Genomic DNA, 16,748 nt, shown 5'->3' with positions numbered 1-16,748 from the left:
GGTAAGGATGGAACTACGTAGACCAAGTTTGGAAGATAAAGAAGCGATTTTAGAAATGATGGCAGAGTTTGAACAGACTCAATCAGCCCACGATGGTGGGTTTTGGAACGCCAACAATTTTGTTTATGAAGAGTGGCTAAAAGAAAATCTTCAAGCGGAAGCGGGACTCAATATTCCTGAAAACTGGGTTCCTGCTATCCAGTTGGTTAGTTTTGACGTAGCAGGCCAGGCTCTTGGCTTTCTCAACCTTCGTCTCCGATTAAATGACTACTTACTAGAAAATGGGGGCCATATTGGCTACTCCATTCGTCCATCTGAAAGAGGTAAGGGTTATGCCAAAGAATCCCTCCGACAAGGTCTACAAGTTGCTAAGGGAAAGAATATTAAACGAGCTTTAGTGACTTGTAGCATAGAAAATCCGGCTAGCAGAGCCGTCATTCTTGCAAATGGAGGTCTTATTGAGGATGTTCGCAATGGCGTAGAACGTTACTGGATAGATTTGGAGTAAAAGAATGACATGGAATACACCAAAACCAGGCGAGTGGAAAAGCGAGGAGCTTAGTAAAGGTCGGATCATTGACTACAAGGCCTTTAACTTTGTCGATGGAGAAGGCGTGCGTAACTCTCTCTATGTCGCAGGCTGTATGTTCCACTGCGAGGGCTGCTATAATGTTGCGACTTGGTCTTTCAATGCAGGCATTCCTTATACAGCAGAGTTAGAAGAACAGATTATGGCAGATCTTGCCCAGCCCTATGTTCAAGGCTTGACCTTACTGGGAGGAGAACCTTTTCTTAATACAGGAATTCTCTTGCCTCTCGTCAAACGTATCCGTAAGGAATTGCCAGAAAAGGACATCTGGTCTTGGACTGGCTACACCTGGGAAGAAATGATGTTGGAGACTCCAGACAAACTGGAACTCTTGTCGTTGATTGACATCCTTGTCGATGGTCGTTATGACAAAAGCAAGCGCAATCTCATGCTCCAGTTCCGAGGTTCCTCTAATCAACGAATTATCGATGTGCAAAAATCTCTCAAAAGTGGGCAAGTAGTGATTTGGGACAAGCTCAATGACGGAAAAGAAAGCTATGAACAGGTGAAGAGAGAATGAAGAAAAAAGAGTTAGTAGACAAACTGGTTTCAGAGATAGAGTTAGGGAAAGTCAAAACACTGGGGATTTACGGTCACGGTGCATCAGGTAAGTCTACCTTTGCTCAAGAATTGTTCCAAGCTCTAGATTCTGAAAAGGTAAATCTACTAGAAACAGATCCCTATATCACTTCAGAACGTCACCTGGTAGTACCAAAGCAAGCACCAAATCAAAAGGTGACAGCTTGTCTCCCAGTGGCGCATGAACTGGCAAGTTTAGAAAGAGATATTATAGCTTTAAAGGCAGGCATGGACATCTTGACGATTGATGAACCTTGGAAGCCAAGTGAAGTCTTATCTGGTTCAAAACCGTTCTTGATAGTCGAAGGGATGTCTGTGGGTTTTCTACCCAAGGAACTCTTTGACAAAACCATCTGCTTTTATACGGACGCAGAAACGGAATTGGAGAGGCGCCTAGCTCGAGATACGATTATGAGAAATCGCGATGCTTCCTTTATACTAGCTAGCCATCAAATGAGACGGGAGCAGTATCTGCAATACTACAGAGAAACCGAGTCTAAAGCAGATATCTTGGTGGATCAATCAGCAGATAAATTCAAGGTCAAAATGGCTCGTATTATCTCGTATTATATAGAAGAAAAGATTAAATTTTAAGATCGTAAATCAGTAGTCATAGGAAGATGAAATAGGAAAACAGTTTCATCTAAAAAAATTAAAAAATCCTGTCAAATCCCTTGCAATCGCAGGGGCTTTGTGTTATTCTATTATGGTGCTGTAAATTACAGTCTTAGCTTTGATGCAAGAGGTTGCGACACGCTCGGTTGCATTGCCACGCAACGCGCGTCGGTTTTCTTGTGGAGCTAGCCTATTATCTTAAATAGACGAAAAGGAGAAAAAGATGGCAAACAAAAAAATCCGTATCCGTTTGAAAGCTTACGAACACCGTACGCTTGACACAGCGGCTGCTAAAATCGTAGAATCAGCTACTCGTACAGGTGCAGAAGTTGCAGGTCCAATCCCACTTCCAACTGAGCGTAGCCTCTACACAATCATTCGTGCGACTCACAAATATAAAGACTCTCGCGAACAATTCGAAATGCGTACACACAAACGTTTGATCGATATCATCAACCCAACTCAAAAAACAGTTGATGCGTTGATGAAATTGGATCTTCCAAGTGGTGTAAACGTAGAAATCAAACTTTAATTTAAAGCTTGATACCTTGAGCATGAAAAACGCTCGTTAAAAACTTTTTGAATAAAAAATATAGAAAAGGAACTATTTTCTCATGACAAAAGGAATCTTAGGGAAAAAAGTGGGAATGACTCAAATCTTCACTGAAGCTGGCGAATTGATCCCTGTAACAGTTATTGAAGCAACTCCAAACGTTGTTCTTCAAGTTAAAACTGTTGAAACAGACGGATACAACGCTATCCAAGTTGGTTTTGATGACAAACGCGAAGTATTGAGCAACAAACCTGCTAAAGGACATGTAGCGAAAGCTAACACGGCTCCTAAGCGCTTCATTCGTGAATTCAAAAACGTTGAAGGCTTGGAAGTTGGTGCTGAAATCACAGTTGAAACATTCGCAGCTGGAGACGTTGTTGACGTAACTGGTACTTCTAAAGGTAAAGGTTTCCAAGGTGTTATCAAACGCCATGGACAATCACGTGGACCAATGGCTCACGGTTCTCGTTACCACCGTCGTCCAGGTTCTATGGGACCTGTTGCACCTAACCGCGTATTTAAAGGTAAAAACCTTGCAGGACGTATGGGTGGCGACCGTGTAACAATTCAAAACCTTGAAGTTGTACAAGTTGTTCCAGAAAAGAACGTTATCCTTATCAAAGGTAACGTACCAGGTGCTAAGAAATCTCTTATCACTATCAAGTCAGCAGTTAAAGCTGGTAAATAATAAGGAAAGGGGAATACAGTCAAAATGGCAAATGTAACATTATTCGACCAAACTGGTAATCAAGCTGGCGAAGTTGTTCTTAACGATGCAATCTTTGGTATTGAACCAAACCAATCTGTTGTGTTTGATGTGATCATCAGCCAACGTGCTAGCCTTCGTCAAGGAACTCACGCAGTTAAAAATCGCTCAGCTGTTTCAGGTGGCGGACGCAAACCATGGCGTCAAAAAGGAACTGGACGTGCTCGTCAAGGTTCTATCCGCTCTCCACAATGGCGTGGTGGTGGAACTGTCTTCGGACCAACTCCACGTAGCTATGCGTACAAACTTCCTCAAAAAGTTCGTCGCCTTGCGCTTAAATCTGTTTACTCAGAAAAAGTTGCTGAAAACAAATTTGTAGCCGTTGATTCTCTTGAATTTACAGCTCCAAAAACTGCTGAATTTGCAAAAGTTCTTGCAGCTTTGAGCATCGATTCTAAAGTCCTTGTTATTCTTGAAGAAGGAAACGAATTCGCAGCTCTTTCAGCTCGTAACCTTCCAAACGTGAAAGTTGCGACTGCTACAACTGCAAGTGTTCTTGACATCGCAAATAGTGACAAACTTCTTGTTACTCAAGCAGCTATCTCTAAAATCGAGGAGGTTCTTGCATAATGAATTTGTATGATGTTATCAAAAAACCTGTTATCACTGAAAGCTCAATGGCTCAACTTGAAGCAGGAAAGTATGTATTTGAAGTTGACACTCGTGCGCACAAACTTTTGATTAAGCAAGCTGTTGAAGCTGCTTTTGAAGGTGTTAAGGTTGCAAATGTCAACACAATCAACGTAAAACCTAAAGCTAAACGTGTTGGACGTTACACTGGTTTTACTAACAAAACTAAAAAAGCTATCATCACACTTACAGCTGATTCAAAAGCAATCGAGTTGTTTGCTGCTGAGGCTGAATAATCTAAGGAGGAAATATCGTGGGAATTCGTGTTTATAAACCAACAACAAACGGTCGCCGTAATATGACTTCTTTGGATTTCGCTGAAATCACAACAAGCGCTCCTGAAAAATCATTGCTTGTTGCTTTGAAGAACAAGGCTGGTCGTAACAACAACGGTCGTATCACTGTTCGTCACCAAGGTGGTGGGCACAAACGTTTCTACCGTTTGGTTGACTTCAAACGTAACAAAGACAACGTTGAAGCAGTTGTTAAAACTATCGAGTACGATCCAAACCGTTCTGCAAACATCGCTCTTGTACACTACACAGACGGTGTGAAAGCATACATCATCGCTCCAAAAGGTCTCGAAGTTGGTCAACGTATCGTTTCAGGCCCAGAAGCAGATATCAAAGTCGGAAATGCTCTTCCACTTGCTAACATTCCAGTTGGTACTTTGATCCACAACATCGAATTAAAACCAGGTCGTGGTGGAGAATTGGTGCGTGCAGCTGGAGCTTCTGCTCAAGTATTGGGTCAAGAAGGTAAATATGTTCTTGTTCGTCTTCAATCTGGCGAAGTACGTATGATTCTTGGAACTTGTCGTGCAACAGTTGGTGTTGTCGGAAACGAACAACATGGACTTGTAAACCTTGGTAAAGCAGGACGTAGCCGTTGGAAAGGTATCCGCCCAACAGTTCGTGGTTCTGTAATGAACCCTAACGATCACCCACACGGTGGTGGTGAAGGTAAAGCACCAGTTGGTCGTAAAGCGCCATCTACTCCATGGGGCAAACCTGCTCTTGGTCTTAAAACTCGTAACAAGAAAGCGAAATCCGACAAACTTATCGTTCGTCGTCGCAACGAGAAATAATTTAAAACTAGTCGCATAAGCGCTAGATAATCCGCCAGCTCGGTAGCGCTCCATGTGAGCGCAAGCCGCTGTGGTACAACATTTAAAGGAGAAAACATAAAAATGGGACGCAGTCTTAAAAAAGGACCTTTCGTCGATGAGCATTTGATGAAAAAAGTTGAAGCTCAAGCTAACGACGAAAAGAAAAAAGTTATCAAAACTTGGTCACGTCGTTCAACGATCTTCCCAAGTTTCATTGGTTACACTATTGCAGTTTATGACGGACGTAAACACGTACCTGTTTACATCCAAGAAGACATGGTAGGTCACAAACTTGGTGAATTCGCACCAACTCGTACTTACAAAGGTCACGCTGCAGACGACAAGAAAACACGTAGAAAATAAGGAGAACATAAATGGCAGAAATTACTTCAGCTAAAGCAATGGCTCGTACAGTACGTGTTTCACCTCGTAAATCACGTCTTGTTCTTGACAATATTCGTGGTAAAAGCGTAGCCGACGCTATTGCAATTTTGACATTCACTCCAAACAAAGCTGCTGAAATCATCTTGAAAGTTTTGAACTCAGCTGTAGCTAACGCTGAAAACAACTTTGGTTTGGACAAAGCTAACTTGGTAGTATCTGAGGCATTCGCAAACGAAGGACCAACTATGAAACGTTTCCGTCCACGTGCGAAAGGTTCAGCTTCACCAATCAACAAACGTACAGCTCACATCACTGTAGCTGTTGCAGAAAAATAAGGAGGTAACATCGTGGGTCAAAAAGTACATCCAATTGGTATGCGTGTCGGCATCATCCGTGATTGGGATGCCAAATGGTATGCTGAAAAAGAATACGCGGATTACCTTCATGAAGATCTTGCAATCCGTAAATTCGTTCAAAAAGAACTTGCTGACGCAGCAGTTTCAACAATCGAAATTGAGCGCGCAGTGAACAAAGTTAACGTTTCACTTCACACTGCTAAACCAGGTATGGTTATCGGTAAAGGTGGCGCTAACGTTGATGCACTCCGTGCAAAACTTAACAAATTGACTGGAAAACAAGTACACATCAACATCATCGAAATCAAACAACCTGATTTGGATGCTCACCTTGTAGGTGAAGGAATTGCTCGTCAATTGGAGCAACGTGTTGCTTTCCGTCGTGCACAAAAACAAGCAATCCAACGCGCAATGCGTGCTGGAGCTAAAGGAATCAAAACTCAAGTATCAGGTCGTTTGAACGGTGCAGATATTGCCCGTGCTGAAGGATACTCAGAAGGAACTGTTCCACTCCACACACTTCGTGCAGATATCGATTACGCTTGGGAAGAAGCAGATACTACATACGGTAAACTTGGTGTTAAAGTATGGATCTACCGTGGTGAAGTTCTTCCAGCTCGTAAAAACACTAAAGGAGGTAAATAACCAATGTTAGTACCTAAACGTGTTAAACACCGTCGTGAATTCCGTGGAAAAATGCGCGGTGAAGCAAAAGGTGGAAAAGAAGTAGCATTCGGTGAATACGGTCTTCAAGCTACAACTAGCCACTGGATTACTAACCGCCAAATCGAAGCTGCTCGTATCGCCATGACTCGTTATATGAAACGTGGTGGTAAAGTTTGGATTAAAATCTTCCCACACAAATCATACACTGCTAAAGCTATCGGTGTGCGTATGGGATCTGGTAAAGGGGCGCCTGAAGGTTGGGTAGCACCAGTTAAACGTGGTAAAGTGATGTTTGAAGTTGCTGGTATATCTGAAGAGATCGCTCGCGAAGCGCTTCGTCTTGCAAGCCACAAATTGCCAGTTAAATGTAAATTCGTAAAACGTGAAGCAGAATAAGGAGAAGGCATGAAACTTAATGAAGTAAAAGAATTTGTTAAAGAACTTCGTGGTCTTTCTCAAGAAGAACTCGCGAAGCGCGAAAACGAATTGAAAAAAGAATTGTTTGAACTTCGTTTCCAAGCTGCTACTGGTCAATTGGAACAAACAGCTCGCTTGAAAGAAGTTAAAAAACAAATCGCTCGTATCAAAACAGTTCAATCTGAAGCGAAATAATAGACTAGGGAAGGAGAAATTTCAATGGAACGCAATAATCGTAAAGTTCTTGTTGGACGTGTTGTATCTGACAAAATGGACAAGACAATCACAGTTGTAGTTGAAACAAAACGTAACCACCCAGTCTATGGTAAACGTATTAACTACTCTAAAAAATACAAAGCACATGATGAAAACAATGTTGCCAAAGAAGGCGATATCGTACGTATCATGGAAACCCGTCCGCTTTCAGCTACAAAACGTTTCCGTCTTGTAGAAGTTGTTGAAGAAGCGGTCATCATCTAATCAAACCTGAAAGGAGAAAACTGAAATGATTCAAACAGAAACTCGTTTGAAAGTCGCAGACAACAGCGGTGCTCGCGAAATCTTAACTATCAAAGTTCTTGGTGGTTCAGGACGTAAATTTGCAAACATCGGTGATGTTATCGTGGCATCTGTAAAACAAGCTACTCCTGGTGGTGCGGTTAAAAAAGGTGACGTTGTAAAAGCTGTTATCGTTCGTACTAAATCAGGTGCTCGTCGTGCTGATGGTTCATACATCAAATTTGACGAAAACGCAGCAGTTATCATCCGTGAAGACAAAACTCCTCGCGGAACACGTATCTTTGGCCCAGTTGCACGTGAATTGCGTGAAGGTGGCTTCATGAAGATCGTGTCACTTGCTCCAGAAGTACTTTAATTTTTAGAAACAAACTAGTCCCCTAGCTTCAAGCTAGGGTGCCCTTATGGGCGTAAGAAAAATCAAGGAGAAACCTAATGTTTGTAAAAAAAGGCGACAAAGTTCGCGTAATCGCTGGTAAAGATAAGGGAACAGAAGCTGTTGTCCTTACTGCCCTTCCAAAAGTAAACAAAGTTATCGTTGAAGGTGTGAACATCGTTAAGAAACACCAACGTCCAACTAACGAACTTCCTCAAGGTGGTATCATCGAGAAAGAAGCAGCTATCCACGTATCAAACGTTCAAGTTTTAGATAAAAACGGTGTAGCTGGTCGTGTTGGTTACAAATTTGTAGACGGTAAAAAAGTTCGCTACAACAAAAAATCAGGCGAAGTGCTTGATTAATCACGAAGGAAAGGAGAAGTATAATGGCAAATCGTTTAAAAGAAAAATATCTTAATGAAGTAGTTCCTGCTTTGACAGAACAATTCAACTACTCATCAGTGATGGCTGTGCCTAAAGTAGATAAGATCGTTTTGAACATGGGTGTTGGTGAAGCTGTATCAAACGCTAAAAGCCTTGAAAAAGCTGCTGAAGAATTGGCACTTATCTCAGGTCAAAAACCACTTATCACTAAAGCTAAAAAATCAATCGCCGGCTTCCGTCTTCGTGAAGGTGTAGCGATCGGTGCAAAAGTTACCCTTCGTGGTGAACGTATGTACGAATTCTTGGACAAATTGGTTTCAGTTTCACTTCCACGTGTACGTGACTTCCACGGTGTTCCAACAAAATCATTTGATGGACGCGGAAACTACACACTTGGTGTGAAAGAACAATTGATCTTCCCAGAAATCAACTTTGATGACGTTGACAAAACTCGTGGTCTTGACATCGTTATCGTAACAACTGCTAACACTGACGAAGAGTCACGTGCATTGCTTACAGGCCTTGGAATGCCTTTTGCAAAATAATATAGGAGGTAAATCTAATGGCTAAAAAATCAATGATTGCTAAGAACAAACGTCCAGCGAAGTTCTCTACTCAAGCTTATACTCGTTGTGAAAAATGTGGTCGTCCACATTCAGTTTACCGCAAATTTAAACTTTGCCGTGTTTGCTTCCGTGAATTAGCTTACAAAGGACAAATTCCTGGTGTAACAAAAGCATCTTGGTAATTTAAGATATCAAGGGCGTCAAAACTCCAAGTGAAAATAGGAACCTTGACGAAGAAACTGAAGTTTCTAGGAAAGGTTATCTTTTTCACACCGAGTTTAGCCCGGGTTCAGTTGGCTTTGCCAATTTGAACACGAGCTACAGCTTTGGCAAAAAAGACCAATTTGCTTTGGAGCATCGCTCCTGCATCAAATTGCCTATTTTTGCTCTAGCTGTTACGCTCTTTGTATCATGTATTAACTAGCAAGTGCGACTTGCAAACTACTAGTAAGAGGAGAATAATTAAATGGTTATGACTGACCCAATCGCAGACTTCCTAACTCGTATTCGTAACGCTAACCAAGCGAAACACGAAGTACTTGAAGTACCTGCATCAAACATCAAAAAAGGGATTGCTGAAATCCTTAAACGCGAAGGTTTTGTTAAGAACGTAGAATTCATCGAAGATGACAAACAAGGCATCATCCGTGTATTCCTTAAATACGGACCAAACGGTGAAAAAGTTATCACTAACTTGAAACGTGTTTCTAAACCAGGACTTCGTGTCTACAAAAAACGTGAAGATCTTCCAAAAGTTCTTAACGGACTTGGAATTGCTATCCTTTCAACTTCTGAAGGTTTGCTTACTGATAAAGAAGCACGCCAAAAGAATGTTGGTGGTGAGGTTATCGCTTACGTTTGGTAATATTTAGTTCCCAATTTCTTTGTGACTCTTCGTTATCGTTTCTTGCCTAACCCAAAGTTATGCCCGCGAGACGATGCCTAGATTCACTTTGAAATTGAAACCTAAATGTTCCTTTAAATCGAGAAATCGATTTAACCCCGTGAAAACTGGCTGTAATGGCCTGACAATCTAACAGGAGAAAATAAACATGTCACGTATTGGTAATAAAGTTATCGTGTTGCCTGCTGGTGTTGAAATCACTAACAATGACAACGTTGTAACTGTAAAAGGACCTAAAGGAGAACTTACTCGTGAGTTCTCAAAAGATATTGAAATTCGTGTGGAAGGTACTGAAGTAACTCTTCACCGTCCAAACGATTCAAAAGAAATGAAAACAATCCACGGAACTACTCGTGCCCTTTTGAACAACATGGTTGTTGGTGTATCAGAAGGATTCAAGAAAGTACTTGAAATGCGTGGGGTTGGTTACCGTGCACAACTTCAAGGAAACAAACTTGTTTTGGCTGTAGGTAAATCTCATCCAGACGAAGTTGAAGCTCCAGAAGGAATTACTTTTGAACTTCCAAACCCAACAACAATTGCTATCAGCGGAATTTCAAAAGAAGTAGTTGGTCAAACAGCTGCTTACGTACGTAGCCTTCGCTCACCAGAGCCATATAAAGGTAAAGGTATCCGTTACGTTGGCGAATACGTTCGTCTTAAAGAAGGTAAAACAGGTAAATAATGTTGAGTGGTTGATCTTCAACCACCGACCTATTTTCCAACTTTGTGCATAGCACACGATTTAAAACTAAAGAGGTGAAAACTGTGATTTCTAAACCAGATAAAAACAAACTCCGCCAAAAACGCCACCGTCGCGTTCGCGGAAAACTCTCTGGAACTGCTGATCGCCCACGTTTGAACGTATTCCGTTCTAATACAGGCATCTACGCTCAAGTGATTGATGACGTAGCGGGTGTAACGCTCGCAAGTGCTTCAACTCTTGACAAAGAAGTTTCAAAAGGAACTAAAACTGAACAAGCCGTTGCTGTCGGTAAACTCGTTGCAGAACGTGCAAGTGCTAAAGGTATTTCAGAAGTGGTGTTCGACCGCGGTGGATATCTATATCACGGACGTGTGAAAGCTTTGGCTGATGCAGCTCGTGAAAACGGATTGAAATTCTAATAGGAGGACACTAGAAAATGGCATTTAAAGACAATGCAGTTGAATTTGAAGAACGCGTAGTTGCTGTCAACCGTGTTACAAAAGTTGTTAAAGGTGGACGTCGTCTTCGTTTCGCAGCTCTTGTTGTTGTTGGTGACCACAATGGTCGCGTAGGATTTGGTACTGGTAAAGCTCAAGAAGTTCCAGAAGCAATCCGTAAAGCAGTAGACGATGCTAAGAAAAACTTGATTGAAGTACCTATGGTTGGAACAACAATTCCTCACGAAGTTCTTTCAGAATTCGGTGGAGCTAAAGTATTGTTGAAACCTGCTGTAGAAGGTTCTGGAGTTGCCGCTGGTGGTGCAGTTCGTGCCGTTGTGGAATTGGCAGGTGTTGCAGATATTACGTCTAAATCACTTGGCTCTAACACTCCAATCAACATTGTTCGCGCAACTGTTGAAGGTTTGAAACAATTGAAACGCGCTGAAGAAGTTGCTGCCCTTCGTGGTATCTCAGTTTCTGATTTGGCATAAGAAAGGGGATAAAATGGCTCAAATTAAAATTACTTTGACTAAGTCTCCAATCGGACGCATTCCATCACAACGTAAAACTGTTGTAGCACTTGGACTTGGCAAATTGAACAGCTCTGTTATCAAAGAAGACAACTCTGCTATCCGTGGTATGATCACTGCAGTATCTCACTTGGTAACAGTTGAAGAAGTAAACTAATGGATTTTTAGGGGATGTGGAAATACTCATCCCCTAAAACTAGGTATAGTCATCTAAGATGACGAATGTATAGGCGAGTTGATAAGGGAGACAACCTTTTCTCTCTTATCGGCGCTAGCATTTTACAAAAGAGGAGAAAATAATAATGAAACTTCATGAATTGAAACCTGCAGAAGGTTCTCGTAAAGTACGTAACCGTGTTGGTCGTGGTACTTCATCTGGTAACGGTAAAACATCTGGTCGCGGTCAAAAAGGTCAAAAAGCTCGTAGCGGTGGCGGAGTTCGCCTTGGTTTTGAAGGTGGACAAACTCCATTGTTCCGTCGTCTTCCAAAACGTGGATTCACTAACATCAACGCTAAAGAATACGCAATTGTAAACCTTGACCAACTCAACGTCTTTGAAGACGGTGCAGAAGTAACTCCAGTTGTGCTTATCGAAGCAGGAATTGTGAAAGCTGAAAAATCAGGCGTTAAAATTCTTGGTAACGGTGAGTTGACTAAGAAATTGACTGTGAAAGCAGCTAAATTCTCTAAATCAGCTGAGGAAGCTATCACTGCTAAAGGTGGTTCTGTAGAAGTCATCTAAGAGAGGTGACCCATGTTTTTTAAATTATTAAAAGAAGCGCTCAAGGTTAAACAAGTTCGATCAAAAATTCTCTTTACGATTTTTATCATTCTTGTTTTCCGTATTGGGACAAGTATTACTGTTCCAGGTGTCAATGCAAAAAGTTTAGAAGCTCTCAGTGGTTTATCTTTCTTGAACATGCTTAGTCTTGTTTCAGGGAATGCCATGAAGAACTTCTCCGTTTTCGCACTCGGTGTAAGTCCGTATATCACTGCTTCCATCGTTGTTCAATTGCTACAAATGGATATTTTACCGAAGTTTGTAGAATGGGGCAAACAAGGGGAAGTGGGACGGAGAAAACTAAACCAAGCTACTCGATATATTGCACTTGTGCTTGCATTCGTTCAATCTATCGGGATCACAGCAGGGTTTAATACTCTATCTGGAGCAAAATTATTAACGACAGCCTTAACTCCACAGGTTTTTGTTACCATTGGTATTATCCTCACAGCAGGTAGTATGATTGTAACATGGCTTGGAGAACAAATTACGGATAAGGGATACGGAAACGGTGTTTCTATGATCATCTTTGCAGGTATTGTTGCTTCAATCCCTGAAATGATTAAAGGAATCTATGTTGACTACTTCGTCAATATTCCAAGTAGCCGTTTGACTTCATCTATTATCTTTGTCGTTATTTTGATTATCGCTGTCTTGTTGATTGTATACTTTACAACCTATGTTCAACAAGCAGAATATAAAATTCCAATCCAATATACAAAAGTTGCTCAAGGAGCCCCATCAAGTTCATACCTTCCATTGAAGGTGAACCCGGCGGGGGTTATCCCAGTTATCTTTGCAAGTTCCATTACAGCAGCACCTGCAGCCATTCTTCAGTTTTTGAGTGCTACAGGTCACGATTGGGCATGGGTACGGACAGCACAGGAAATGTTATCTACAACATCTCCGACAGGTGTTGCAATGTATGCCTTGCTAATCATTCTCTTTACGTTCTTCTATACATTTGTACAGATCAATCCAGAGAAAGCAGCAGAAAACTTGCAAAAGAGTGGAGCCTACATTCATGGTGTCCGTCCTGGTAAGGGAACTGAAGAATTCATGTCGAAACTTCTTCGTCGCCTTGCGACGGTCGGATCAATCTTCCTTGGTGTGATCTCAATCTTGCCGATTGTGGCAAAAGATGTCTTTGGCCTTTCAGAAGCTGTTGCTTTTGGGGGAACTAGTCTTTTGATCATTATCTCAACAGGTATCGAAGGAATCAAACAACTTGAAGGTTACCTATTGAAACGTAAGTATGTTGGTTTCATGGACAAAACAGAATAAAAGCAAAATTACTTTTGCTTAGAGAGTGGAGTATGAAGGTCTATCTATCAGAGAGATTTTCGTCTCCCCTCTTCTATTTTGTTTTTAAATAGGGGTTGAAATAGATTTCTGCTTCTATTTAAATACAAAATAAGGAGATCCTATCATGAATCTTTTGATTATGGGCTTACCTGGAGCAGGTAAGGGAACGCAAGCAGCTAAAATTGTGGAGAAATTCCATGTTGCACATATCTCAACAGGCGATATGTTCCGTGCTGCAATGGCTAATCAAACTGAAATGGGTGTACTTGCCAAGTCATACATTGACAAAGGTGAGTTGGTCCCAGACGAAGTTACAAATGGTATTGTTAAAGAACGCCTTTCACAGGACGATATCAAAAAAACAGGTTTCTTGTTAGATGGTTACCCACGTACGATTGAACAAGCTCATGCCTTGGATGAAACATTGGCTGAACTGGGTATTGAACTTGAAGGAGTAATCAACATCGAAGTGAATCCAGACTGTCTCTTGGAACGCTTGAGTGGTCGTATCATTCACCGCAAAACAGGTGAAACTTTCCACAAAGTTTTCAATCCACCAGTTGACTACAAAGAAGAGGATTACTACCAACGTGAAGATGACAAACCGGAGACAGTGAAGCGTCGTTTGGATGTGAATATTGCACAAGGTGAACCAATCATTGCCCACTATCGTGCTAAAGGTTTAGTTCATGATATCGAAGGAAATCAAGATATCAATGATGTGTTCAAAGACATCGAAAAAGTATTGACAAATTTGAAATAAAGCGTTTTTCATACTTGCAAAAAATCGCGACAAATGTTATACTGAAATAGTCTGACTTATAATTGTTGCCTCTGTGTCTTGAGGCATCGAATCGAAATTTATGGAGGTGCTTTTGCGTGGCAAAAGACGATGTGATTGAAGTTGAAGGCAAAGTAGTCGATACAATGCCTAACGCAATGTTTACGGTTGAACTTGAAAATGGACATCAGATTTTAGCAACAGTTTCTGGTAAAATTCGTAAAAACTATATTCGTATTTTAGCGGGAGATCGTGTTACTGTCGAGATGAGTCCATATGACTTGACACGTGGACGTATCACTTACCGCTTTAAATAATCGAAAAACTTGGAGGGATAAGAAATGAAAGTAAGACCATCGGTCAAACCAATTTGCGAATACTGTAAAGTAATTCGTCGTAATGGTCGTGTTATGGTAATTTGCCCAGCAAATCCAAAACACAAACAACGTCAAGGATAAGATAGAAAGGAGAAAACATGGCTCGTATTGCTGGAGTTGACATTCCAAATGACAAACGCGTAGTAATCTCATTGACTTACGTTTATGGTATCGGACTTGCAACATCTAAGAAAATTTTGGCTGCTGCTGGAATCTCAGAAGATGTTCGTGTACGTGACCTTACATCAGATCAAGAAGATGCTATCCGTCGTGAAGTGGATGCAATCAAAGTTGAAGGTGACCTTCGTCGTGAAGTAAACTTGAACATCAAACGTTTGATGGAAATCGGTTCTTACCGTGGCATTCGTCACCGTCGTGGACTTCCTGTCCGTGGACAAAACACTAAAAACAACGCTCGCACTCGTAAAGGTAAAGCTGTTGCGATTGCTGGTAAGAAAAAATAATATAGGAGGTAAAAGTCTTGGCTAAACCAACACGTAAACGTCGTGTGAAAAAGAATATCGAATCTGGTATTGCTCATATTCACGCTACATTTAATAACACTATTGTTATGATTACTGATGTGCATGGTAATGCAATTGCTTGGTCATCAGCTGGTGCTCTTGGTTTCAAAGGTTCTCGTAAATCTACACCATTCGCTGCTCAAATGGCTTCTGAAGCTGCTGCTAAATCTGCACAAGAACACGGTCTTAAATCAGTTGAAGTTACTGTAAAAGGTCCAGGTTCTGGTCGTGAGTCAGCTATTCGTGCGCTTGCTGCCGCTGGTCTTGAAGTAACAGCAATTCGTGATGTGACTCCAGTGCCACACAATGGTGCTCGTCCTCCAAAACGTCGCCGTGTATAATCATCGCATTACACTGCTTTTCGTTTAAGAGGGAGTAACTAAATGATTGAGTTTGAAAAACCAAATATAACAAAAATTGATGAAAATAAAGATTATGGCAAGTTTGTAATCGAACCACTTGAACGTGGCTACGGGACAACTCTTGGTAACTCTCTTCGTCGTGTACTACTTGCTTCTCTACCAGGAGCAGCAGTGACATCTATCAATATTGAAGGTGTCTTGCATGAGTTCGACACAGTTCCAGGTGTTCGTGAAGACGTGATGCAAATCATTCTGAACATTAAAGGGATTGCAGTGAAATCATACGTTGAAGACGAAAAAATCATTGAACTTGACGTTGAAGGTCCTGCTGAAATTACAGCTGGAGACATTTTGACTGACAGTGATATTGAGATTGTAAATCCAGATCATTATCTCTTTACAATCGGTGAAGGTTCTTCTCTAAAAGCGACAATGACTGTTAACAGTGGTCGTGGATATGTACCTGCTGATGAAAACAAAAAAGATAATGCACCAGTTGGAACACTTGCTGTAGATTCTATTTATACACCAGTTACAAAAGTCAACTATCAAGTTGAACCTGCTCGTGTAGGTAGCAATGATGGATTTGACAAATTAACCCTTGAAATCTTGACTAATGGAACAATTATTCCAGAAGATGCTTTAGGGCTTTCAGCACGTATCTTGACAGAACATCTTGATTTGTTTACAAATCTTACTGAGATTGCTAAGTCAACTGAAGTGATGAAAGAAGCTGATACTGAATCTGACGATCGTATTTTGGATCGCACGATTGAGGAACTGGACTTGTCTGTGCGTTCATACAACTGTTTGAAACGTGCCGGTATCAACACTGTGCATGATTTGACAGAAAAATCTGAAGCAGAGATGATGAAAGTACGAAATCTTGGACGCAAGAGTTTGGAAGAAGTGAAACTCAAACTCATTGATTTGGGTCTTGGATTAAAAGATAAATAAAGGAGGAATACATGGCTTACCGTAAACTAGGACGCACTAGCTCACAACGTAAAGCAATGCTTCGCGATTTGACAACTGACCTTTTGATCAACGAATCAATCGTGACAACTGAAGCTCGTGCTAAAGAAATCCGTAAAACTGTTGAAAAAATGATTACTCTAGGTAAACGTGGTGATTTGCATGCACGTCGTCAAGCAGCTGCTTTCGTACGTAATGAAATCGCATCTGAAAACTATGATGAAGCAACTGACAAGTACACTTCTACTACAGCACTTCAAAAATTGTTCTCAGAAATCGCACCTCGTTATGCTGAACGTAACGGTGGATACACTCGTATCCTTAAAACTGAACCACGTCGTGGGGATGCTGCGCCAATGGCGATCATCGAATTAGTATAAAATCATCAATTTTGTTGAGTGTTATGATGATGGAGTCTTGTGCTCTTAGTCTAGCTCTGGTCTACCGCTGGGACTTCGGTCCTAGCGGGAACACTCATCATCATTTGATAGGGTAGACGCTTGTTTACGAAATTGTTTTTTTGTTTAAGAACAACTTCGTAAGCAGGCGTTTTTT

The 16,748-nt window shown here is 41.2% G+C and carries 32 protein-coding genes; all 32 read left to right on the top strand.

All coding sequences use genetic code 11. From position 1 onward, the window contains the following. Positions 1-7 precede the first annotated feature (7 nt). The 32 genes from ADI74_RS09520 (at position 8) to rplQ (ending at position 16,573) form a co-directional block, all read left to right on the top strand. Positions 8-508, top strand: a complete 501-nt coding sequence (locus tag ADI74_RS09520; RefSeq protein ID WP_049538535.1) for a GNAT family N-acetyltransferase — start codon at positions 8-10, stop codon at positions 506-508. Between the two features lie 4 nt (positions 509-512). Next, positions 513-1,109: an anaerobic ribonucleoside-triphosphate reductase activating protein gene (nrdG, locus tag ADI74_RS09515; RefSeq protein ID WP_049538534.1), complete on the top strand. Its 597-nt coding sequence runs from the start codon at positions 513-515 to the stop codon at positions 1,107-1,109. After that, positions 1,106-1,762 (top strand): uridine kinase family protein, encoded by a 657-nt coding sequence (locus ADI74_RS09510; RefSeq protein WP_049538532.1) that lies wholly within the window; start codon positions 1,106-1,108, stop codon positions 1,760-1,762. The genes nrdG and ADI74_RS09510 overlap by 4 nt, the downstream gene beginning before the upstream one ends. A gap of 244 nt (positions 1,763-2,006) precedes the next feature. After that, positions 2,007-2,315 carry a 30S ribosomal protein S10 gene (rpsJ, locus tag ADI74_RS09505; RefSeq protein WP_001284511.1) on the top strand — a complete coding sequence of 103 codons (309 nt, stop codon included), beginning with the start codon at positions 2,007-2,009 and terminating at the stop codon, positions 2,313-2,315. 82 nt (positions 2,316-2,397) lie between these two features. Beyond that, on the top strand, positions 2,398-3,024 hold the full coding sequence (gene rplC, locus ADI74_RS09500; RefSeq protein ID WP_000160197.1) for a 50S ribosomal protein L3: 627 nt from the start codon (positions 2,398-2,400) through the stop codon (positions 3,022-3,024). A gap of 24 nt (positions 3,025-3,048) precedes the next feature. After that, the gene (gene rplD / locus ADI74_RS09495; RefSeq protein WP_049538530.1) at positions 3,049-3,672 is read left to right on the top strand and encodes a 50S ribosomal protein L4; all 624 of its coding nucleotides are present in this window, start codon (positions 3,049-3,051) and stop codon (positions 3,670-3,672) included. Continuing rightward, positions 3,672-3,968 carry a 50S ribosomal protein L23 gene (locus tag ADI74_RS09490; protein ID WP_001055347.1) on the top strand — a complete coding sequence of 99 codons (297 nt, stop codon included), beginning with the start codon at positions 3,672-3,674 and terminating at the stop codon, positions 3,966-3,968. Before rplD ends, ADI74_RS09490 begins: the two co-directional genes overlap by 1 nt. A 17-nt stretch (positions 3,969-3,985) precedes the next feature. Next, positions 3,986-4,819, top strand: coding sequence for a 50S ribosomal protein L2 (gene rplB, locus ADI74_RS09485; RefSeq protein ID WP_000512901.1), 834 nt, complete (start codon positions 3,986-3,988; stop codon positions 4,817-4,819). 102 nt (positions 4,820-4,921) lie between these two features. Then, the gene (gene rpsS, locus ADI74_RS09480) at positions 4,922-5,203 is read left to right on the top strand and encodes a 30S ribosomal protein S19 (protein WP_000533766.1); all 282 of its coding nucleotides are present in this window, start codon (positions 4,922-4,924) and stop codon (positions 5,201-5,203) included. Between the two features lie 11 nt (positions 5,204-5,214). Next, positions 5,215-5,559, top strand: coding sequence for a 50S ribosomal protein L22 (rplV, locus tag ADI74_RS09475; protein ID WP_000818137.1), 345 nt, complete (start codon positions 5,215-5,217; stop codon positions 5,557-5,559). 12 nt (positions 5,560-5,571) lie between these two features. Then, complete coding sequence (gene rpsC / locus ADI74_RS09470) at positions 5,572-6,225, top strand: 30S ribosomal protein S3 (protein ID WP_000529936.1); 654 nt, start codon at positions 5,572-5,574, stop codon at positions 6,223-6,225. 3 nt (positions 6,226-6,228) lie between these two features. Next, positions 6,229-6,642 carry a 50S ribosomal protein L16 gene (rplP, locus tag ADI74_RS09465; protein ID WP_049538527.1) on the top strand — a complete coding sequence of 138 codons (414 nt, stop codon included), beginning with the start codon at positions 6,229-6,231 and terminating at the stop codon, positions 6,640-6,642. 9 nt (positions 6,643-6,651) lie between these two features. After that, positions 6,652-6,858 (top strand): 50S ribosomal protein L29, encoded by a 207-nt coding sequence (gene rpmC / locus ADI74_RS09460; protein ID WP_000772918.1) that lies wholly within the window; start codon positions 6,652-6,654, stop codon positions 6,856-6,858. Positions 6,859-6,882: 24 nt separating this feature from the next. After that, the gene (gene rpsQ / locus ADI74_RS09455; protein ID WP_000440801.1) at positions 6,883-7,143 is read left to right on the top strand and encodes a 30S ribosomal protein S17; all 261 of its coding nucleotides are present in this window, start codon (positions 6,883-6,885) and stop codon (positions 7,141-7,143) included. A gap of 25 nt (positions 7,144-7,168) precedes the next feature. Then, positions 7,169-7,537 carry a 50S ribosomal protein L14 gene (gene rplN, locus ADI74_RS09450; protein ID WP_000616545.1) on the top strand — a complete coding sequence of 123 codons (369 nt, stop codon included), beginning with the start codon at positions 7,169-7,171 and terminating at the stop codon, positions 7,535-7,537. 77 nt (positions 7,538-7,614) lie between these two features. After that, entirely contained in the window at positions 7,615-7,920 is a 306-nt protein-coding gene (gene rplX, locus ADI74_RS09445; RefSeq protein WP_000497691.1) for a 50S ribosomal protein L24, read from the top strand. Positions 7,921-7,943: 23 nt separating this feature from the next. After that, positions 7,944-8,486 carry a 50S ribosomal protein L5 gene (gene rplE / locus ADI74_RS09440; protein WP_000013542.1) on the top strand — a complete coding sequence of 181 codons (543 nt, stop codon included), beginning with the start codon at positions 7,944-7,946 and terminating at the stop codon, positions 8,484-8,486. Between the two features lie 17 nt (positions 8,487-8,503). Further along, the gene (locus ADI74_RS09435) at positions 8,504-8,689 is read left to right on the top strand and encodes a type Z 30S ribosomal protein S14 (protein ID WP_001085697.1); all 186 of its coding nucleotides are present in this window, start codon (positions 8,504-8,506) and stop codon (positions 8,687-8,689) included. 284 nt (positions 8,690-8,973) lie between these two features. Next, complete coding sequence (rpsH, locus tag ADI74_RS09430; protein ID WP_049538525.1) at positions 8,974-9,372, top strand: 30S ribosomal protein S8; 399 nt, start codon at positions 8,974-8,976, stop codon at positions 9,370-9,372. A gap of 187 nt (positions 9,373-9,559) precedes the next feature. Next, positions 9,560-10,096 (top strand): 50S ribosomal protein L6, encoded by a 537-nt coding sequence (rplF, locus tag ADI74_RS09425; protein ID WP_000086628.1) that lies wholly within the window; start codon positions 9,560-9,562, stop codon positions 10,094-10,096. An 83-nt stretch (positions 10,097-10,179) separates the two neighbouring features. Further along, the gene (gene rplR, locus ADI74_RS09420; RefSeq protein ID WP_004251098.1) at positions 10,180-10,536 is read left to right on the top strand and encodes a 50S ribosomal protein L18; all 357 of its coding nucleotides are present in this window, start codon (positions 10,180-10,182) and stop codon (positions 10,534-10,536) included. A 17-nt stretch (positions 10,537-10,553) separates the two neighbouring features. Further along, positions 10,554-11,048 (top strand): 30S ribosomal protein S5, encoded by a 495-nt coding sequence (gene rpsE / locus ADI74_RS09415; RefSeq protein ID WP_000874196.1) that lies wholly within the window; start codon positions 10,554-10,556, stop codon positions 11,046-11,048. A gap of 13 nt (positions 11,049-11,061) precedes the next feature. Continuing rightward, entirely contained in the window at positions 11,062-11,244 is a 183-nt protein-coding gene (gene rpmD / locus ADI74_RS09410; RefSeq protein WP_049538523.1) for a 50S ribosomal protein L30, read from the top strand. 145 nt (positions 11,245-11,389) lie between these two features. After that, a complete protein-coding gene (gene rplO, locus ADI74_RS09405) occupies positions 11,390-11,830 on the top strand; it encodes a 50S ribosomal protein L15 (RefSeq protein WP_000766089.1) in 441 nt (146 codons plus the stop codon). A gap of 12 nt (positions 11,831-11,842) precedes the next feature. Continuing rightward, positions 11,843-13,153, top strand: coding sequence for a preprotein translocase subunit SecY (secY, locus tag ADI74_RS09400; RefSeq protein ID WP_000465387.1), 1,311 nt, complete (start codon positions 11,843-11,845; stop codon positions 13,151-13,153). Positions 13,154-13,298: 145 nt separating this feature from the next. Then, positions 13,299-13,937: an adenylate kinase gene (locus tag ADI74_RS09395; RefSeq protein ID WP_049538522.1), complete on the top strand. Its 639-nt coding sequence runs from the start codon at positions 13,299-13,301 to the stop codon at positions 13,935-13,937. Positions 13,938-14,053: 116 nt separating this feature from the next. Continuing rightward, positions 14,054-14,272, top strand: coding sequence for a translation initiation factor IF-1 (gene infA / locus ADI74_RS09390; RefSeq protein ID WP_001029883.1), 219 nt, complete (start codon positions 14,054-14,056; stop codon positions 14,270-14,272). A 24-nt stretch (positions 14,273-14,296) separates the two neighbouring features. Next, positions 14,297-14,413, top strand: a complete 117-nt coding sequence (gene rpmJ, locus ADI74_RS09385) for a 50S ribosomal protein L36 (protein ID WP_001808836.1) — start codon at positions 14,297-14,299, stop codon at positions 14,411-14,413. A 17-nt stretch (positions 14,414-14,430) separates the two neighbouring features. Beyond that, positions 14,431-14,796, top strand: a complete 366-nt coding sequence (rpsM, locus tag ADI74_RS09380) for a 30S ribosomal protein S13 (protein ID WP_000090781.1) — start codon at positions 14,431-14,433, stop codon at positions 14,794-14,796. 17 nt (positions 14,797-14,813) lie between these two features. After that, positions 14,814-15,197 (top strand): 30S ribosomal protein S11, encoded by a 384-nt coding sequence (gene rpsK, locus ADI74_RS09375; RefSeq protein WP_001118385.1) that lies wholly within the window; start codon positions 14,814-14,816, stop codon positions 15,195-15,197. Between the two features lie 42 nt (positions 15,198-15,239). Continuing rightward, on the top strand, positions 15,240-16,175 hold the full coding sequence (locus ADI74_RS09370; RefSeq protein ID WP_000568993.1) for a DNA-directed RNA polymerase subunit alpha: 936 nt from the start codon (positions 15,240-15,242) through the stop codon (positions 16,173-16,175). A gap of 11 nt (positions 16,176-16,186) precedes the next feature. After that, the gene (gene rplQ / locus ADI74_RS09365) at positions 16,187-16,573 is read left to right on the top strand and encodes a 50S ribosomal protein L17 (protein ID WP_000331493.1); all 387 of its coding nucleotides are present in this window, start codon (positions 16,187-16,189) and stop codon (positions 16,571-16,573) included. Positions 16,574-16,748 lie beyond the last annotated feature (175 nt).

The sequence above is a fragment of the Streptococcus pseudopneumoniae genome (genome assembly GCF_001074565.1).
GTDB classification, from domain to species: domain Bacteria; phylum Bacillota; class Bacilli; order Lactobacillales; family Streptococcaceae; genus Streptococcus; species Streptococcus pseudopneumoniae_J.
The sequence above is the reverse complement of the archived record's forward strand: the minus strand, read 5'-3'. Positions and strand labels throughout refer to the sequence as shown.

What these genes read in the sequence shown, in the direction of transcription:
- ADI74_RS09520 (WP_049538535.1), top strand. Translation starts at nt 8, where the DNA reads ATGGAACTACGTAGACCAAGTTTGGAAGATAAAGAAGCGATTTTAGAA.
- nrdG (WP_049538534.1), top strand. Translation starts at nt 513, where the DNA reads ATGACATGGAATACACCAAAACCAGGCGAGTGGAAAAGCGAGGAGCTT.
- ADI74_RS09510 (WP_049538532.1), top strand. Translation starts at nt 1,106, where the DNA reads ATGAAGAAAAAAGAGTTAGTAGACAAACTGGTTTCAGAGATAGAGTTA.
- rpsJ (WP_001284511.1), top strand. Translation starts at nt 2,007, where the DNA reads ATGGCAAACAAAAAAATCCGTATCCGTTTGAAAGCTTACGAACACCGT.
- rplC (WP_000160197.1), top strand. Translation starts at nt 2,398, where the DNA reads ATGACAAAAGGAATCTTAGGGAAAAAAGTGGGAATGACTCAAATCTTC.
- rplD (WP_049538530.1), top strand. Translation starts at nt 3,049, where the DNA reads ATGGCAAATGTAACATTATTCGACCAAACTGGTAATCAAGCTGGCGAA.
- ADI74_RS09490 (WP_001055347.1), top strand. Translation starts at nt 3,672, where the DNA reads ATGAATTTGTATGATGTTATCAAAAAACCTGTTATCACTGAAAGCTCA.
- rpsS (WP_000533766.1), top strand. Translation starts at nt 4,922, where the DNA reads ATGGGACGCAGTCTTAAAAAAGGACCTTTCGTCGATGAGCATTTGATG.
- rplV (WP_000818137.1), top strand. Translation starts at nt 5,215, where the DNA reads ATGGCAGAAATTACTTCAGCTAAAGCAATGGCTCGTACAGTACGTGTT.
- rplP (WP_049538527.1), top strand. Translation starts at nt 6,229, where the DNA reads ATGTTAGTACCTAAACGTGTTAAACACCGTCGTGAATTCCGTGGAAAA.
- rpmC (WP_000772918.1), top strand. Translation starts at nt 6,652, where the DNA reads ATGAAACTTAATGAAGTAAAAGAATTTGTTAAAGAACTTCGTGGTCTT.
- rpsQ (WP_000440801.1), top strand. Translation starts at nt 6,883, where the DNA reads ATGGAACGCAATAATCGTAAAGTTCTTGTTGGACGTGTTGTATCTGAC.
- rplN (WP_000616545.1), top strand. Translation starts at nt 7,169, where the DNA reads ATGATTCAAACAGAAACTCGTTTGAAAGTCGCAGACAACAGCGGTGCT.
- rplX (WP_000497691.1), top strand. Translation starts at nt 7,615, where the DNA reads ATGTTTGTAAAAAAAGGCGACAAAGTTCGCGTAATCGCTGGTAAAGAT.
- rplE (WP_000013542.1), top strand. Translation starts at nt 7,944, where the DNA reads ATGGCAAATCGTTTAAAAGAAAAATATCTTAATGAAGTAGTTCCTGCT.
- ADI74_RS09435 (WP_001085697.1), top strand. Translation starts at nt 8,504, where the DNA reads ATGGCTAAAAAATCAATGATTGCTAAGAACAAACGTCCAGCGAAGTTC.
- rpsH (WP_049538525.1), top strand. Translation starts at nt 8,974, where the DNA reads ATGGTTATGACTGACCCAATCGCAGACTTCCTAACTCGTATTCGTAAC.
- rplF (WP_000086628.1), top strand. Translation starts at nt 9,560, where the DNA reads ATGTCACGTATTGGTAATAAAGTTATCGTGTTGCCTGCTGGTGTTGAA.
- rpsE (WP_000874196.1), top strand. Translation starts at nt 10,554, where the DNA reads ATGGCATTTAAAGACAATGCAGTTGAATTTGAAGAACGCGTAGTTGCT.
- rpmD (WP_049538523.1), top strand. Translation starts at nt 11,062, where the DNA reads ATGGCTCAAATTAAAATTACTTTGACTAAGTCTCCAATCGGACGCATT.
- rplO (WP_000766089.1), top strand. Translation starts at nt 11,390, where the DNA reads ATGAAACTTCATGAATTGAAACCTGCAGAAGGTTCTCGTAAAGTACGT.
- secY (WP_000465387.1), top strand. Translation starts at nt 11,843, where the DNA reads ATGTTTTTTAAATTATTAAAAGAAGCGCTCAAGGTTAAACAAGTTCGA.
- ADI74_RS09395 (WP_049538522.1), top strand. Translation starts at nt 13,299, where the DNA reads ATGAATCTTTTGATTATGGGCTTACCTGGAGCAGGTAAGGGAACGCAA.
- rpmJ (WP_001808836.1), top strand. Translation starts at nt 14,297, where the DNA reads ATGAAAGTAAGACCATCGGTCAAACCAATTTGCGAATACTGTAAAGTA.
- rpsM (WP_000090781.1), top strand. Translation starts at nt 14,431, where the DNA reads ATGGCTCGTATTGCTGGAGTTGACATTCCAAATGACAAACGCGTAGTA.
- ADI74_RS09370 (WP_000568993.1), top strand. Translation starts at nt 15,240, where the DNA reads ATGATTGAGTTTGAAAAACCAAATATAACAAAAATTGATGAAAATAAA.
- rplQ (WP_000331493.1), top strand. Translation starts at nt 16,187, where the DNA reads ATGGCTTACCGTAAACTAGGACGCACTAGCTCACAACGTAAAGCAATG.